Below are 15,070 nucleotides of genomic sequence, written 5' to 3'. Positions count from 1 at the left end.
CCCCGCCACGCCCGGGAGCTGGCGCGCACCCTCGCCGACGACCGGCCGCCGCTGGCCGCGGTGGCGGACACCCTGGCCCGCCGGGCTCCCCTCGCCGAACGCCTCGCCCTGGTGGCGGCGGACACCGCCGACGCCGCCGCCAAGCTGACCGCGGCGGCCGACGCCGTGGCGGCCGGCCGCACCGGGCAGCTCGGTCCGGGCCAGGTGGCCGGTCCGGTGCCACCCGGTGAGCCGCCCGAGGCCGCCGTACCGGCGCCGGGTTCGCTGCCTGCCGAGGCACGCGCGGACGTGCTGGCCCGGCTCGCGGAGCGCGCGGTCACCGGCGCCGGGCTGCGGCCGGTGATGGAGCGCATACCCCCGTGCACCCTGCCGCCGAGTCCGCTCGCCCCGCGCCACCACTGGGCGGTGGACGCGTCGGCCCGCGAGGTGGGGCAGGCCCCGCACACCCCCGGAACAGTGGGGGAGAACCGGACCGGGCCGACGGGGGAGGACCGGACCGGGGTGGCGGGCTCGTTTGGGGCGGCGCGGGCCGGTGGGGCGCCCGCCGCCGCAATCGTGCTCGAGGAGGTGTCCCGGACCGGCGTCTTCCCCCTCACCGACCTGGACGAGCGGATGGAGCTGGTGACCGACCTCGGCTTCGACTCCCTGATGCTGCAGGAACTGGAGGTCAACATCGGCAAGCGGATACCGGGCTTCCGCACCGAGGAGATCTTCTCGCCCACCCTCACCGTGGAGCGGCTGGTCGCGCTGGTCGATCCGCACCTCACGGGCGAGCCGGTCCCCGGCGAGCCGCCGCCCCGGCAGCCGCGGGAGGACTGGGACGCCGCGACCGCACGCGTCGACGACTTCCCGGAGGTGCGGCAGTTCGAGGAGCGCCTGCGCTCGATCACCGGCAGTGGTGCGGACTTCCCTTACTTCCGGATCCACCAGGGCAACGTCCGCGCCACGACCGTGGTCGGCGGCCGGCCGTACCTGTCCTTCGGCAGCTACAACTACCTGGGGCTCTCCGGCCATCCGGCGGTGAACGAGGCCGTGCACGAGGCGGTGGACCGGTACGGCAGCTCGGTCTCCGCGAGTCGGGTGCTCTCCGGCGAACGGGAGCTGACCGTACGGCTGGAGCGGGCGCTCGCCGACTTCCTGGGCGTCGCGGACTGCGTGGCGCTGGTCAGCGGCCACGCCACCAATGTCACCGCGATAGGCCACCTGGTCGGCGCGCGGGACCTGGTGGTGCACGATGCGCTGGCCCACGACAGCATCCTCCAGGGCTGCGCCCTGTCCGGGGCGGCGCGGCGCCCGTTCGCCCACAACGACATCGGCCGGCTGGAACACCTGCTGCGGCGCAACCGGCCCCGGTTCAGACGGGTGCTGATCGTCGTCGAGGGCGCCTACAGCATGGACGGCGACCTGGTCGACCTGCCGGCCGTGATCGAGCTGAAGAGGCGCTACGGGGCTCTGCTGATGGTCGACGAGGCGCACAGCATCGGCACGGTGGGCGAACGCGGCCGTGGTGTCGGTGAGTTCTTCGGCGTCGACCGGTCCGAGGTGGACCTGTGGATGGGCACCCTCTCCAAGACCTTCGCCAGCTGCGGCGGTTACCTCGGCGGCTCGGCCCGGATGGTGCGGTGGCTGCGGCACACGCTGCCCGGCTTCGTCTACAGCGTCGGCCTCACCCCGGCCAACGCCGCCGCGGCGCTGGCCGCCACCGAGCTGATCGTCGCCGAACCGCACCGGGTGCGCGCCCTGCGCCGCAACGCGGAGCTGTTCCTCTCCCTGGCCGCCTCGGCGGGCCTGGCCACGGGCTCCAGCGCCCACACGCCGATCGTGCCGTGTCTCCTCGGCGATTCGGCGAGGACGCTGCGCGTCGCGGACCGCCTCTTCGACCGGGGGGTCATCGCGGACCCGATCTTCCACCCCGCCGTGGAGGAGGGGCTCGCCAGACTGCGGTTCTTCGTCACCAGCGAGCACCGCGAGGAGGACATCCGACGGGCCGTGTCGGTCCTGGCCGAGGAGGTGGCGGCCGCCGGCGGATGACTGGCGCATATCAGATCAGGGTGCGTTCGATCCGGCTGAGCATGGCGTCCGGTCCGGATTCCCCGGCTTCCCCGGCCGTGGGCACGCCACGCCCTTCCCGGGTGCCGCCCACCCGTTGGGAGAGCAGATAGGCGATGATCTCCGCCTCCTGTTCCTGAACGTCGTCGTAGGTCGCGCGCAGGAGCATGTCACGCACGAGGTCGGGGTCGAGGTTGGGGAAGAGGAGGCGGGCACTCGCCTCGTCCAGCCAGCCTGCCCCGCGATGGCAGCAGATGATGTGGCCCAGCTCGTGCAAGATGATGTGCTCCTGATGCGCGCTGGTCGTATTGGCGTCGTAGAAGATCAGGTCCTCGCCGCGGGCGGCGACCCACATCCCGCACGGGTGCGAGGCGGGCATCTGCATCGGGACCAGCGTGATCGGGCGGCCGCGGACCTCGCCGAGATGACGGCAGAGTTCGGCGACATCGGCCACCTCCGGCAGATCGAGGTCGGCGATCCGCTGCGCGCCGGCCTTCCGGAGCTTCTTGAGCTGGCTGCGGCGGTCCTGACCGGCCGACCGCCCCTTGCCGCCGCCTCTCACCCGGCCGCTCCCCTCACGTCCGCTCCGAGGGACCGGTATCCGAGGGGCCGGTATCCGAGGGATCGGTGACTGGCGGCAGCCCCTGGAGCTGCCGGTACTGGTCCATGATGGTCGTGATCGCCTGGAGGTTCTCCTTCTTCATCCCGGCCGCCCGCATCGCCACGGCGCGGACCCCCGCCTGCCGCAGCGCCTCGATGGCGGCGATCTCGCCGAGCACCGACTCGGCGACCTGGTCGTCGAAGAAGTAGGCGACCGACACGCCGAAGAAGCGCGCCAGGGCGGCCAGGAGATCCGGAGAGGGATTGGAGCGCTTGCCCGTCCGCAACTGCGACAGATACACGCCCCCGACCTTGAGCTCGGGGTTGGCCCGCTTCAGCTCCTCCGCCACCTCGGCGTTGGTCCAGTGCCTGCCCTTGGGACGCACCGTCTTGAAGAGGTTGTCCAGACGCACTGCCAGCATGGGCCGGTCATCGGTCCCGGACATCGCGAATCTCCCTCCCGTCACCCCCTCGGCTCATCGCAAGTTTCGCAGATTAGCGGTCAGTTGACAATCGGGCCCGAGTCCGCCACCGTGGGAACTCGCCGATAGCTGTCAGCTAACTTCGCTCACGGGGGTGGCCATGTTGGCCGACGGTTGAATCGGCCCGGACCCGGCCAGGCCTGATGGGCCGGATCCGGGCCGGGCCGGACGGGGAGACCCGTCCGGCCCGGCAGAAGGAACGGGGGAGTACGGGGGAGTACGGGGGAATCACGGGGGAAGTCCCGCCCGGCCCGACGGGGGCGGACCGGGCGGGATCCCTCAACGGGCCTTGCCGAGCCTGCGGTAGGCGGACGCCACCTTGGTCAGCCAGACGACCTCCGCGGTGAAGTTGCCGGTGTCGCGGTCCTCGAAGTCCCCGGTGTCCGCGTTGTCGGCGGGGACGGTGCCGGTGCGCTTGGCGTGCAGGGCCTGTCTGATCTGCGCCGCCTCGGCGAACGCCTGCCGGGTCTCCTCGCTGTCCCCGGGACCCACCCCGTCGCCACTGCCCGCGGTGCGGTCGATGTAGGGGCGCAACTCCCGCCATCCGTCCCGTATTTCGATGACCCGCCGGTGGAGGCGGTAGTCGAGGTCGGAGACCGAGGCCCCGGCCCCGGGCGGCTCCAGCACGATGTCCGGGGAGGACTCGTACAGGTCCCGCCAGAGCGGGTAGAGGGCCCGGTAGGACCGGTAACCGCGCGCCCACTCCAGCAGTTTGGTGACAGAGGCCCCCCAGGAGGAGATCGTCAGGCTGAGCGAGAGGGTGACGATGCCCAGTGCGCTGAAGACGGAGGCGGCGAGCGTCCAGGCGCCGATGTCGATCCCGCACGCGGCGGTGAGGACGTTGACCACCCTGGCCGCGCAGTAGAGGAACAGGATCACCGCGGCGACCGAGAGCAGCCGCAGGGCCTGCCGCAGCGAGGTCTTGCTCGCCATCCGGGCGTAGCGGCCGCACTGGCGCAGGATGGTGACGCACGGAACCGCCTGGGAGACCATGAAGACCAGGAGGTAGGTGAGGACCGCCGGCTGGCCGCTGCCGGTGTTGAAGTCCGAGGCCGGCCGGCCGGGGCCGTCGGCGACGAGGAACAGCGCCGTCAGCAGTACGGTGAGGCCGATGCCGGTGATCAGCCAGTAGCGGGCCTTGCGCCCCGCCTCCTCGGCGTCGGTCGCCCAGCGCAGCAGGATGATCTGCGCGCTGACGCAGAAGGCGACCGCCGACAGGTGCATCACCAGGATGGCGAGGTTGCCGACGCCCAGGAAGCGGTCGCTCCCCATGGCGACGGCACCCATGGTGAAGGTGAGGCTCTGGAGCGCCAGAGTGATCACCAGGGTGCGGTAGGCGGTCTCCCGCCGGCTGCGCCTGATCTGGAACAGCCGGTAGACGAGCGCGGCGTACGACGAGAGCGCCGCTATGACGAAGCAGAGTGTCTTGATGGTGTTCACGGCCCGTTCCCCCACAGGTGCCGCGCACGCGGCGGACGGCTCAGTCGGTGGTCTCGTCCAGGGGGACCTCGAGTCCGATCCCCTCGGCGGCCACCGCGATGGCGTAGTCGAAGAACGCGGACTCGTCCCGGACGCTGTCGTGGGTGCGGCTGAAGACCTGGAACACCAGCAGCCCGATCAGGTTGCTCCACAGCACGATGCCGCGCTCGATGACGTCCGAGAAGGGGGCCTCGGGGGCACCGCCGAACAGCTCCAGCGCCGCCGGCAGCAGCAGCGGCGGTCCCGGCACCGCCCGCCGGGGCGGGGTCAGTTCACCGGCCTCCAGCGCCGAACGCACGATGCCGGCCAGGACCGCGGGGGTGCGTGAGGCGGGCGGGACCGTGTCCTGCGGAGCGTGGTAGCCGGGAACGGGCGAGCCATAGATCAGCGTGAACTCGCCGGGGTTGGCGAAGGACCACGTCCGCAGCGCCCGGGTGACCGCGAGGAGCCGTGCGCCCGCCGGGGCGTGGGCGTCCCTGGCGGCCTGATCGGCCTGCTCCATCGCGGCGCCGGAGTCGTTGTAGGCGTCGATGAGCAGCGCGGTCAACAGGTCGTCCCGGTGCGGGAAGACGGCTTCCACATCGGCTGCGGCAAGGCCCCCCTCGCGGGCCACGGCCTCCAGGGACAGCCCTCCGGCGCCCAGTTTCACCAGCAGTTGACGCGCGGTGGCCTTGATGGCGGCCTGCGCTCCGGCGTTCTCGTCTAAGGCGCGTGTCGCGGAAACATCCATGGGCCAAACCGTACCGGTCGGTTGGGGCGGCGGTCGGCGCGGTCGCCCGGGCGCCCCGCCCGGGCGCTGTGATCCGCGCCACAGGGGTCTGCGGGGGAGTCGGGTCGTAGGACGGCGCTCGGGCGGGGTGGTGTGCGGCCCCCGGGCGGGCCGGTGTGCGGCCGTCGGTGGGGCGGGCCGGTGCGCGAGGGCCTCCGGCGGTTCCGCCCTCGCCGTGACGCGGCCCGCGGGCGCGAGGCGGTTCGTCCGGCGCTCGCACAGCGCGCGGTGGCGGGGCCTTGGGGGGACCGACGGCGAGCGGACGCGGCCGGACCGGCCGGTGGGCCCGCCCCGCCCCTCCCGTCCCGGCCCGGGAGTCCTGGCCCGGACACCAGGGAACGCAGCCGCCGCTGATCTGTCCCGCGTATCGGTCCAGCCCTATGGGGCTCCGGTGAGCAGAGCTTCGGCATGCTTGCGGAAAGCGGTGACCAGACGGCTGCGGTCGCCGGCGCGCGTGGCGAGTACGACCTGGCTCGGTTCGACCCCGTGCAACGGGACGGTGGTGAGGCTGGGGTGCAGGCCGGTCGCGTGGTCGAGGGGCGGCCCGATGGCCACGGCCTGCCCGGCGGCGATGAGTTCGTGTTTGTCCTCAAGGGCTTCGACCAGGGGGCCGTCGGGCGCGGGCCGCCCGTCGGGCCGGGGATCGAGCCGCCAGTAGGCGTTCAGCAACGGGTCGGACTGGCGTACGTGCGGGATCGGCTCGTCGGCGATGTCGTCGAGGGTGACCGACTCCTTGCCGGCCAGACGGTGGTCCCGCGGCACGACCAGCACGCGCGGTTCGTCGTAGAGGACGGTGACGCGCAGCCGGTCGGTGGGGAACGGCAGACGTGTCACTACCGCGTCGACGCGGTGCTCCAGCAGCGCGCCGCGCGAGTCGTTCCAGGCGAGCAGGCGGGTGTGGACCTCGGCATCGGGATTGCGGTCCCGCAGGGCCCGCACGGCTGCGGTGATGACCAGCCCCTTGCTGTAGCCGATGGTGATGCTGCTGGGCCGGGCCACGGCCCGGGTGCGGGCCATCGCCTCGACCGCGGCGCGCAGCAGCCCCTGGGCCTGGGGCAGGAAAACCTCGCCGGCCTCGCTGAGCCGGGTGCCGCGCGTGGTGCGGTCGAGAAGGCGGACGCCCACTTGCTGTTCGAGGCGGCGGATCTGCCGGCTCAGCGACGGCTGGGTGGTGTGCAGCGCCTCGGCGGCACGGCCGAAGTGCTGGTGCTCGGCGACCACCGTGAAGCACTGCACCAGCCGGAGGTCGAGGTCCACGGGTGCGGGGAAGCGTTCGGACACCACCCCACTCTAGCTGGTGTCATACGCAGACCGTATTACCTGTATCGGAACAATCATTGGACCGCGCGCTCGTCGCGGCCGCACCGTGTGACCATGACATCGGACAGCGTGACACCGTTTCGTATCGACATTCCGGACAGTGCCCTGAAGGATCTGAAGGACCGGCTCCACCGGGTACGCCTCGCCGGCCGGGAGACAGCGCCGGACAGCAGCCAGGGGGTGCAGCGGGAGCGCCTTGAGGAGCTGCTGGAGTACTGGGCCACCGGGTACGACTGGCGCGATCTGGAGCGGCGGCTCAACGAACTGGGCCAGTTCCGCACGACCATCGACGGTCTCGGCCTCCACTTCATGCACGTACGCTCACCCCGCCCCGACGCCACCCCCCTGTTGCTGCTGCACGGATGGCCGGGCTCGTTCCTGGAGTTCCTCAAGACCGTGGGCCCGCTCACCGAGCGCGGCTTCCACCTCGTCGTCCCCTCGATGCCCGGCTACGGCTTCTCCGACCAACCCGCCTCGACCGGCTGGGACCCGGACCGGATCGCCCGCGCGTACGGCGTGCTCATGCGGCGCCTCGGCTATGACTCCTACCTGGCCCAGGGAGGGGACTGGGGCGGTGTCGTCGCGACCCGCATGGGGGCGCAGCGCCCGGCGGGCCTGCGGGCGATCCACGTCAACTTCCCCGAGTTCCTCGCCGCACCACCGGTCGGCGACGACCCGACCCCTGAGGAGAAGGCCGCACTCGAACAGGGCAGCCGCTTCCTCGCCGTCCATTCCGGATACCACGTCGTGCAGCGCACCCGGCCGCAGACCATCGGCTACGCCCTGACCGACTCCCCGGCCGGGCAGGCCGCCTGGATCTACGAGAAGTTCCTCGACTGGGCCCGGCCCGACGCCCTCACCCCCGACGAGATCCTCGACCACATCTCCCTGTACTGGTTCACCGGCACCGCTGCTTCCTCCGCCCGCCTGTACTGGGAGTACGCCCGGCAGCCGCTCGCTCTGACCGAGCTGGACCTCCCCGTCGGGGTCAGCGTCTTCCCGGACGAACTGACGCGTACCCCGCGCATCTGGGCCGAGCGCGCCTATCACGACCTGCGCTACTTCAACGACGACATCCCCGCGGGCGGCCACTTCGCCGCTCTGGAGCAGCCTGAGCTGTTCGTCGAGGAGATCGTCACGTTCGCGCGGGCGGTGGCCGCATGAAGACGGTCGTGATCACTGGGGGCACGGACGGCATCGGGCGCGGCCTCGCCCGTATCTACCTCGAGCGTGGGGACCGGGTCGTGGTCGTCGGGACCGACAAGGCCAAGGCCGAGCCCGGCACCTGGTTCATCCGGGCCGACCTGGAGCTCATCGACGAGAACAGGCGGCTGATCGACCGGCTCTCCGCCGAGCTCGACACGATCGACGTCCTCATCCTGGGTGCCCGGTTCCAGCGCTCCAGGCGTACGGAGACCGCCGACGGCCTGGAGTCCAACTTCGCGCTGACCTACCTCAGCCGTTTCCTGCTCAGCCACGGCCTGGCCGGCCTACTCGGCCGCGCCGCCGATCCGGTCGTGCTCAACTTCGGCGGCGCCGGGCGTTTCGGGCCCCCACGGTGGGACGACCTTCAGCAGCGAACGCAATATCACGGCCTCACCGCGATGATCCAGGCCGGGATCCTCAACGCTGCGCTCGCGGTCGACTTCGTCGGCCGTCACCCCGCCATCCGGTACGTGAACAACTTCCCCGGCACCGTCGCCACGAGCTTCGCCGGCGACTACGACGAGGCCGAGGCCGCGCAGATCGGTCGTCTTCGCGCGACCGGTAAACCCGTCGAGACCGCCGTCAAGGAGATCCTGCCGTTCCTGGATTCCGGCACCCCGGGCCACCCCGTCGCCGTGAGCGAGGGAGTCGCCGTCCCCCTGGACCCTCAGGCATCCTCCCTCGCCGACGCACGACGGCTCTACGACTACACCCAGGAGGTGCTTGCCCGATGAAGTGGGTCAGCTACCGCTCCGCCGACGGCTCCACGCGCTGCGGCGTGGTGCACGACAACAAGATCCACGCCGTGGGCAGGGGCCTGTTGGAGCTGCTGCGCGCCGAAGGCGGACTGGAGGCCGCCGCGACCAGGGAACCGACCGAGATCGTCGAGCTGGCCACGGCCGACCTGCTGGCGCCGATACCGGTGCCCCCGGCGGTCCGGAACTTCGCCGCGTTCGAACGTCACATCAGCAACGCGGGTAAGGCAGCCGTTGGCGACGGCACGGTCAGCCCGGTCTGGTACGAATATCCGCTCTTCTTCTTCTCCAACCCGGCGGCGATCAAGGGGCCGTACGACGAGGTCCCCATCGCCCCGGGCGCTCAGTCGTGGGACTACGAGGTCGAGGTCGCCGCGGTGATCGCCGGGGACTGCTCGGACCTCGACGCCGCCGCGGCGGAGAATCACATCGCCGGCTACCTGGTCTACTGCGACTGGAGCGCACGCGACATCTCCGCGAGCGAGATGGGGTTCGTGTACGGCCCGTCCAAGAGCAAAGACAGCTCGACCAGCCTCGGCCCGTTCCTCGTCACCCCCGACGAGCTGGAGCCCTACCGCTCGGACCGGGGCTATGCGTTGCGGATGGACGGGTACGTCAACGACGAGCATTACGGCGGCGGCAGCTGGGACGAGATCCACTGGTCCATCGGCGAGATGCTGGCGCACGCGTCGCGCGGCACCACGCTGCGAGCCGGTGACATCATCGCCAGCGGCCCCGTGGGCACCGGCTGCATCCAGGAGTTGTCCGGCCACCGCCGCTACCTGGCCCCGGGAGACACGGTCCGGATCGAAGTGCGGGAACTCGGCGCGATCTGCGCACGGATCACCGCGCCAGAGCCGTCCTGACGTACCGGATACACCAGAGACGATCTTGCCCCTTGCCCCTTGCCAGGAGACCACCACGATGCATCTCACCAGCACCTTTGCCCGCGCTGACATGGACCTGAATGCCGTCCGCGAGGTCAGCCTCACCATCAACGCGACCCACCTGTTCGTCTACTTCATCCCCGAGGCACCGGAAGAGGCCGCCAAGCTGGGCGTGACCGAGTACGGACCGGCGTACTTCGCGTTCCGGTCAGCCCCGATGGGCGCGGTCCCGTGGCAGGTCACACTCGCGGCCTTCTACAACTTCAGTCCGCGGTCGGTGCGGGCCATGGCAGGCGTGTGGGATACGGCGAAGCCAGAGGAGTGGCAGGCCGCTCGCTTCGCAGCCGTCGGCCGTGCGCTGCACCGCGTCGGCGTGAACCTCACCGCCGATCAGATCGCCGAGGCACGATCGCTGATCGACCCGGTCGTCGCGAGCGCCGACTACGCCGGGAAGACGATGGCTGCCGCCAACGCCTCGGTCCCCCTCCCAGCCGATCCGCTCGTCGCGCTCTGGCAGCAGATCACGGTGTTGCGCGAGTGGCGCGGCGACGCGCATGTCACCGTGCTCGCCGCCAACGGCCTCGGGCCGTGTGACTGCAACGTTCTGCAAACCGCGACAGGTCACTTCCCGGAAGCGATCGCGCGTGCCACCCGGCTGTGGGACGACGAGGAGGTGGCCGCGGCAACGACACGCCTCGTCGCACGCGGCTGGCTCGACGCCGACGGCACCGCTACCGATGCCGGCTTCGCGGCGCGCGAGCGGATCGAGGTCGAGACCGACGAGCACTGCGCTGCGCTGTGGACGCCGATCGGCGACGCCGACGTCCGTCGCCTCACCTCGCTCATCATGCCGATCCACGACGCGTTCACCGCGGCCGGGACATACCCCTTCCGCGTGGAGATGGCAGACACGCGGTCCGCCGGTCCGGAGGCCGCCGGGTAGGCGTTGTTCTCGTACAACCGCGGCGAACGGACATGCGAACGGACATGGAGCGCGGGATGACGCCGGGGGCTGGACCGGGCGCGAGGGGCGACGGTACGGCGATCGGCGCGAAGCCGCCCGTCTTTCCCGTCACCGCGATCGACGCCCCGGTCCTGCCGGAGGATCGCGGAACGCGACCCCGCCGCACGTGACACTCCTTGTTTGCGGCCGGTGACAGCGTTTTTGCCGTCAGCCTGGTCCAACCCTGAAAGTTACCGGCGGGTTACTTGTTCTCTGATGTCCGGGCCGGGGCTCCGGGGCCGTCCCTGGTGCCGCGGTCCTGTTGACGTCCGGCGGGCTTCGTCATAACGTTCCGATCCGGATCGAAACGTTATACGGAAGGAGCCGCCATGAAGGCCGCGGTCGTCAGGTCGTCCGGTGAACTGGCCGTGAGCGAGGTGCCGGAACCCGTGCCCGGCCCCGGCCAGGTGCTCGTGGACATCGACGCGATCGGCGTCGGCTACGTGGACGTCATGGCCCGGCGGGGCGAGTACCCGTACTTCCCCGGCGAGGGGGCGGTGCCCGGCCTGGAAGCGGCCGGCCGGGTCACGGCGGTCGGGCCGGACGCGCCCGAGGGCCTGGCCGGGCAGCGGGTGCTGGCCCTGCCGGCGTTCGGCGGTTACGCCGAGAAGGCCGTCGTCGACGCCGACCGGGTGCTTCCGGCTCCGCGCGGGGCCGACGCGGCCGACGTGGTCGGCCTGGGAGTCAACGCGCTGGTGGCCGAGGTCGCGCTGCACCGGGCGGCGGTGGCCGCCGGAGAGCGTGTGCTGGTCCGGGGCGCCGGCGGCGGGATCGGCGTGCACGCCACCCGGATCGCACACGCCCGCGGAGCCGAGGTCACCGCCGTCACCTCGTCCCCGGCCCGGGGCGAACGCCTGCGCGCCCTGGGCGCCGCCCGCGTGGTCGACCGGACCCAGTCCGCCGTGCCCGAGGAGACCTACGACGTCGTCGTGGACACGGTCGCCGGCCCGGAGCTGGGCGAACACCTCGGACTCCTGCGGCCCAACGGCCGCTACGTCCTCTGCGGCGGCGCCGGTGGCGTGCCCGGACCGGAATCCTTCGGGCCGCTGCTGAGCGACTTCCACAAGTCGCCCACGCTGTTCGCGCTCAGCCTGAACTCGGTGTCCCCGGAAGACCTCCGGCTCTCCTGGAAGCGGATCACGGCGCTGCTGGCGGAAGGCCGGCTGTCGGCCGTGCTCGACCGGCGCTTCCCGCTCACCGAGGCCGAGGCCGCACTGCGGCGGGTGGAGAGCGGAAAGGTGTTCGGCAAGGTCGTGCTGCTCCCCCGGTAAGGTGGCCGGGCGACGGGTTTCAGGGTGGTTCCGGGAGAGTTCGATGGCACGGCGGCGGGACGAGCGGATCGACCACGCCGTGCTGGCCGCGGTGACCGAACTCGTCCGCGAAGTCGGTTACCCGGCCCTGACCATGGAGGCCATCGCCCAGCGGGCGGGCACCACCAAACCCGCCATCCGCCGACGCTGGAAGAGCCAGAAACACCTGGTCGTCGAGGCCATGGCGCGGGACAGGGCCGGTGTGGTGGAGATGGACACCGGATGCACACACTGCGACATCGTCGGACATCTCGAGGCGCTCCGGCTCGCGATGGACGACCCGGCCCTCGGCCATGTGCTCCCCGCGCTGGTGGCCGATCTCGCGGACGACCCCGAGCTGCGGGAGAGCTTCCTCGCCGCGGTCTGGGGGCCCCGCCGGGAGGCGTGCCTGGCCTCCCTGCGGAAGGGGAGGGCGCGCGGTGACCTCCGCCCCGGTCTGGACACCGATCTCGTGCTGGACCTGTTCGCCGCCCCCATCGTCTTCCGGGCGCTCTTCGGCCACTCGGCACTCGGCCCGGAGTTCTCGGAGGACGTCGCACTCGCCGTGCTGTCCGGAGTCGGAAGCGGTCGCGGACGCCACTGCACGCGGAGCGGCTGACACCGGCGGGCGTCACCGGGCGGCGAGGCGCCCACCGGCCGCTCGGCCCGTGGTGCGGGGGTCAGCCGGTCTTGCGCGCCACACCGCCGTAGTAGCCGATCTCACCGGGCCGGGTCGGCGGCGGGGCGTCCGGGCGCCAGAACGGGACCTGGACCAGACCGGGCTCGACCAGGGTGAAGCCGTCGAAGAACCGCTCGATCTCGGCGTGGGAACGCAGGTTCAACGGTGCGGTGGCCTTGTCGTACACCGCCTGGGCCGCGCTGCGGTCGGCGAAGTCGCCCGTGGCGTGGGAGAGCACCAGACAGCTTCCGGCCGGCAGCGCGTCGCGCAGGGTGGCGACCACCCGCGCCGGCTCCTCCGCCTCGGTGAGGAAGTGGACGATGGCGACCAGGAGCACCGCGACCGGCTCGTCGAAGTCGATGACCCGGCGGACGTCGGGGTGGTCCACGATGCCCCGCGGATCACGCAGGTCGGCCAGGGCGATGCTGGTCGCGGCGGAGCCGCTGAGGAGCACATTGGCGTAGGTGTTGACGATCGGGTCGTTGTCGACGTACGCGACCCGCACGTCCGGGGCCATCTCCTGGGCGATCTCGTGCACATGGGGCGAACTGGGCAGCCCGGTGCCGATGTCGAGGATCTGCCGGATACCGCCGCCGACCACGTACCGCACCGCGCGCCGCAGGAAGTCGCGGTTGGCCCGCACGCCCAGCCGCACCTCGGGCGCCGCGGCCGCGAGCCGGTCACCGGCCTCGCGGTCCACCTCGTAGTTGTTCTTGCCGCCCAGCAGATAGTCGTAGATGCGCGCGGGGTGCGGCCTGGCGGTATCGATCTGCTCGGCGCGGAAGCCGTTCTCTGTCACGCTGCACTCCTCTCGGCAACCGTCACGGCCCCGTTCCGCGTCCGGCTGACGGACAGCTTCCCATAGGGCTCACCGGGCGTGCCGACCCTGCCTCCGGTGCGACGTCACCGTTCATCCGCGGGCGGTCCGCTGCGGCGTCCGGCTTTCGGCTTTCGGCGATCCGGGGGTCCCGCGGGAACCCCGCTGTCCGTGCCGCTGTCCATCCCGCCCGCGCCGCCGAGCCCCCGGTCGGCGGGGAACTCCCCGGCGGCTGAGTGCCGTTCTCCGCGAGGACCGGGTGCCGCCTCCGCGATGGCGGTGGTGGCCGGACCGGTCAGCTCTGGGCGGCTGCCGCGGCGGCGCGCTCCTCGCCCTTGCGGCGCGAGTGCTTGCCGTACCAGGCCGTCCACAGGCCGAGGGCACCCAGCACGCCGTAGATCAGGACCGGGCTCAGGACCACCATGGTGTCCGTTCTCAGGGTGAAGGCCAGCGCCACCCGGACCCCGGACTCCAGGCAGTAGGCCACGCCCCAGACCGCCGTCATCGTGATGATGCTTCTGCGGAAGCCTTCGATCTCCCACAGGCCGTTCCACCACGCGGTGCTCGCGGCGGTGCCGTCGGTGGCGAACTTGCGCCCGAAGTAGAACATCAGCGGGCGCGGCGCCATGAGTGTCGCCAGGCACAGCAGCCCGAACAGCCCCGTGACGGCCGAGTCCTTGACCAGCAGGGCGCGGGCCGAGTGCGCGCCGACGAGCGAGACCACGGCCGTGATCACCAGGAACACCATGGTGACGACGGCGAATTCGTCGAGGCGGCGCCGCCAGGCCAGGTGGACGACGCTGTCCAGCACCGGCCAGGCGCTGCTGAGCAGCAGCGCGGGGCATTCGCCCCAGCCCTGATCGCGCAGTGCGTTGTACGTGATGATCGGTGCGGCCACGTTGAGGCTGAGCGTCACGGCCCAGCCGACGGCGGCGGCGCGCCTGGACCGGGCGGGCGCTGCCGGACGTTCGCTGAAGCGGGTCGCCCCGGTCCGGGATGCGCTCCGAGCGCCTTGCGTGGTCGTGGTGTCCTGAGTGAGCACGGTTCCCCTGTAAGCGTTCCGGGTCGTGTGGAAAGGGCGAAGGTAAAACAGACCCGGCAACAGGGGACAGGGCTGGGGCGCCAAGTGTCGCCAAAATCTCCATGGAAGCTCGTTTCAAGAGGGCGATGATGAGCAAAGAGCCGCTCGGGTTCACTTTCTGGCGCCCGGTCAGAATTCCTCGGAGAGCGCGGGCCCGCACATCGCCGCACCCCGAGAATTCCCCCCGTAAACAACTGTTTCCGTGTATTGCAGTTACACCGGAAAATCCCTTCCAGTAGTGCTGATAGTGGGTCATCACGGGGCTCGCGCCCGGCGTCGGGGCGCCCGGGGAGGAGCGATCCGCCGTGGCCGCTCCGCGCTGGCGGCGGCCCGGCCACCGCTCCTCACGGTGAACGTTCGGTTAACGCCGCCGAGCGGCGCTTTTCGGCCAGCTTCGGTCCGCACCTGGAACTGATCCCCGCCGCGGACAAACCTGTGGGACGTGCACGTGCCCCTTGATCCCACGTCACGGAAGGACCACCCCCCATGTGGCACCGACGCATCGAAGAGACCGCGCCCCGGAGAACCCGAACACCCGGCGCCCGCGTCCTCACGGCCGGCTGCGCGCTGGCCGCCCTCGCCCTGACGGCGGGCCCCGCTCCCGGCGCCCTGGCCGCCCCCGCCCCCACCCCCGCGCCGGGCGCCGCCGGGTCC

Annotated in this window: 14 protein-coding genes; 7 read left to right on the top strand and 7 right to left on the bottom strand. The window is 71.6% G+C overall.

Annotated features, from left to right (window positions below):
* Positions 1-2,031 (top strand): aminotransferase class I/II-fold pyridoxal phosphate-dependent enzyme (locus tag AXW62_RS08120; RefSeq protein WP_159060832.1); only part of this gene is annotated, 2,031 nt, incomplete at its 5' end.
* Between the two features lie 10 nt (positions 2,032-2,041).
* On the opposite strand, the gene AXW62_RS08115 is transcribed toward AXW62_RS08120, so the two are convergent.
* From AXW62_RS08115 to AXW62_RS08095, 5 genes are all read right to left on the bottom strand, one after another.
* Complete coding sequence (locus tag AXW62_RS08115) at positions 2,042-2,611, bottom strand: toxin (RefSeq protein WP_060943903.1); 570 nt, start codon at positions 2,609-2,611, stop codon at positions 2,042-2,044.
* Positions 2,612-2,624: 13 nt separating this feature from the next.
* Positions 2,625-3,095, bottom strand: coding sequence for a helix-turn-helix domain-containing protein (locus AXW62_RS08110; RefSeq protein WP_060943902.1), 471 nt, complete (start codon positions 3,093-3,095; stop codon positions 2,625-2,627).
* Between the two features lie 315 nt (positions 3,096-3,410).
* Positions 3,411-4,571, bottom strand: a complete 1,161-nt coding sequence (locus AXW62_RS08105; RefSeq protein WP_060943905.1) for an MAB_1171c family putative transporter — start codon at positions 4,569-4,571, stop codon at positions 3,411-3,413.
* A 40-nt stretch (positions 4,572-4,611) separates the two neighbouring features.
* Positions 4,612-5,340 carry a TetR-like C-terminal domain-containing protein gene (locus AXW62_RS08100; protein ID WP_060943901.1) on the bottom strand — a complete coding sequence of 243 codons (729 nt, stop codon included), beginning with the start codon at positions 5,338-5,340 and terminating at the stop codon, positions 4,612-4,614.
* Between the two features lie 417 nt (positions 5,341-5,757).
* Positions 5,758-6,660, bottom strand: coding sequence for a LysR family transcriptional regulator (locus tag AXW62_RS08095; protein WP_060943904.1), 903 nt, complete (start codon positions 6,658-6,660; stop codon positions 5,758-5,760).
* Positions 6,661-6,753: 93 nt separating this feature from the next.
* Between AXW62_RS08095 and AXW62_RS08090 the strand changes: the two genes are divergently transcribed.
* The 6 genes from AXW62_RS08090 to AXW62_RS08065 all read left to right on the top strand — a co-directional run bounded on the left by AXW62_RS08090 (position 6,754) and on the right by AXW62_RS08065 (position 12,458).
* Complete coding sequence (locus AXW62_RS08090) at positions 6,754-7,863, top strand: epoxide hydrolase family protein (RefSeq protein WP_060943900.1); 1,110 nt, start codon at positions 6,754-6,756, stop codon at positions 7,861-7,863.
* Positions 7,860-8,639, top strand: a complete 780-nt coding sequence (locus AXW62_RS08085) for an SDR family NAD(P)-dependent oxidoreductase (protein WP_060943899.1) — start codon at positions 7,860-7,862, stop codon at positions 8,637-8,639. Before AXW62_RS08090 ends, AXW62_RS08085 begins: the two co-directional genes overlap by 4 nt.
* Positions 8,636-9,526 (top strand): fumarylacetoacetate hydrolase family protein, encoded by an 891-nt coding sequence (locus AXW62_RS08080; RefSeq protein ID WP_060943898.1) that lies wholly within the window; start codon positions 8,636-8,638, stop codon positions 9,524-9,526. Before AXW62_RS08085 ends, AXW62_RS08080 begins: the two co-directional genes overlap by 4 nt.
* 58 nt (positions 9,527-9,584) lie before the next feature.
* Positions 9,585-10,490: an SCO6745 family protein gene (locus tag AXW62_RS08075; RefSeq protein WP_060943897.1), complete on the top strand. Its 906-nt coding sequence runs from the start codon at positions 9,585-9,587 to the stop codon at positions 10,488-10,490.
* 389 nt (positions 10,491-10,879) lie between these two features.
* A complete protein-coding gene (locus AXW62_RS08070; protein WP_060943896.1) occupies positions 10,880-11,821 on the top strand; it encodes a quinone oxidoreductase family protein in 942 nt (313 codons plus the stop codon).
* Between the two features lie 43 nt (positions 11,822-11,864).
* Entirely contained in the window at positions 11,865-12,458 is a 594-nt protein-coding gene (locus tag AXW62_RS08065; protein WP_060943895.1) for a TetR/AcrR family transcriptional regulator, read from the top strand.
* 61 nt (positions 12,459-12,519) lie between these two features.
* Here the strand turns inward: AXW62_RS08065 and AXW62_RS08060 are convergent, their stop codons facing one another.
* Positions 12,520-13,317, bottom strand: a complete 798-nt coding sequence (locus AXW62_RS08060) for an SAM-dependent methyltransferase (protein WP_060943894.1) — start codon at positions 13,315-13,317, stop codon at positions 12,520-12,522.
* A gap of 313 nt (positions 13,318-13,630) precedes the next feature.
* On the bottom strand, positions 13,631-14,251 hold the full coding sequence (locus AXW62_RS08055; protein ID WP_060943893.1) for a VC0807 family protein: 621 nt from the start codon (positions 14,249-14,251) through the stop codon (positions 13,631-13,633).
* Positions 14,252-15,070: the final 819 nt, after the last annotated feature.

The organism is Streptomyces hygroscopicus subsp. hygroscopicus (assembly GCF_001553455.1).
Taxonomy (GTDB): domain Bacteria; phylum Actinomycetota; class Actinomycetes; order Streptomycetales; family Streptomycetaceae; genus Streptomyces; species Streptomyces hygroscopicus.
Note: the sequence above shows the minus strand (reverse complement) of the source record. Positions and strands in the feature narration are given on the sequence as shown.

What these genes read in the sequence shown, in the direction of transcription:
- AXW62_RS08110 (WP_060943902.1), bottom strand. Translation starts at nt 3,095, where the DNA reads ATGTCCGGGACCGATGACCGGCCCATGCTGGCAGTGCGTCTGGACAAC.
- AXW62_RS08100 (WP_060943901.1), bottom strand. Translation starts at nt 5,340, where the DNA reads ATGGATGTTTCCGCGACACGCGCCTTAGACGAGAACGCCGGAGCGCAG.
- AXW62_RS08090 (WP_060943900.1), top strand. Translation starts at nt 6,754, where the DNA reads ATGACATCGGACAGCGTGACACCGTTTCGTATCGACATTCCGGACAGT.
- AXW62_RS08085 (WP_060943899.1), top strand. Translation starts at nt 7,860, where the DNA reads ATGAAGACGGTCGTGATCACTGGGGGCACGGACGGCATCGGGCGCGGC.
- AXW62_RS08080 (WP_060943898.1), top strand. Translation starts at nt 8,636, where the DNA reads ATGAAGTGGGTCAGCTACCGCTCCGCCGACGGCTCCACGCGCTGCGGC.
- AXW62_RS08075 (WP_060943897.1), top strand. Translation starts at nt 9,585, where the DNA reads ATGCATCTCACCAGCACCTTTGCCCGCGCTGACATGGACCTGAATGCC.
- AXW62_RS08070 (WP_060943896.1), top strand. Translation starts at nt 10,880, where the DNA reads ATGAAGGCCGCGGTCGTCAGGTCGTCCGGTGAACTGGCCGTGAGCGAG.
- AXW62_RS08065 (WP_060943895.1), top strand. Translation starts at nt 11,865, where the DNA reads ATGGCACGGCGGCGGGACGAGCGGATCGACCACGCCGTGCTGGCCGCG.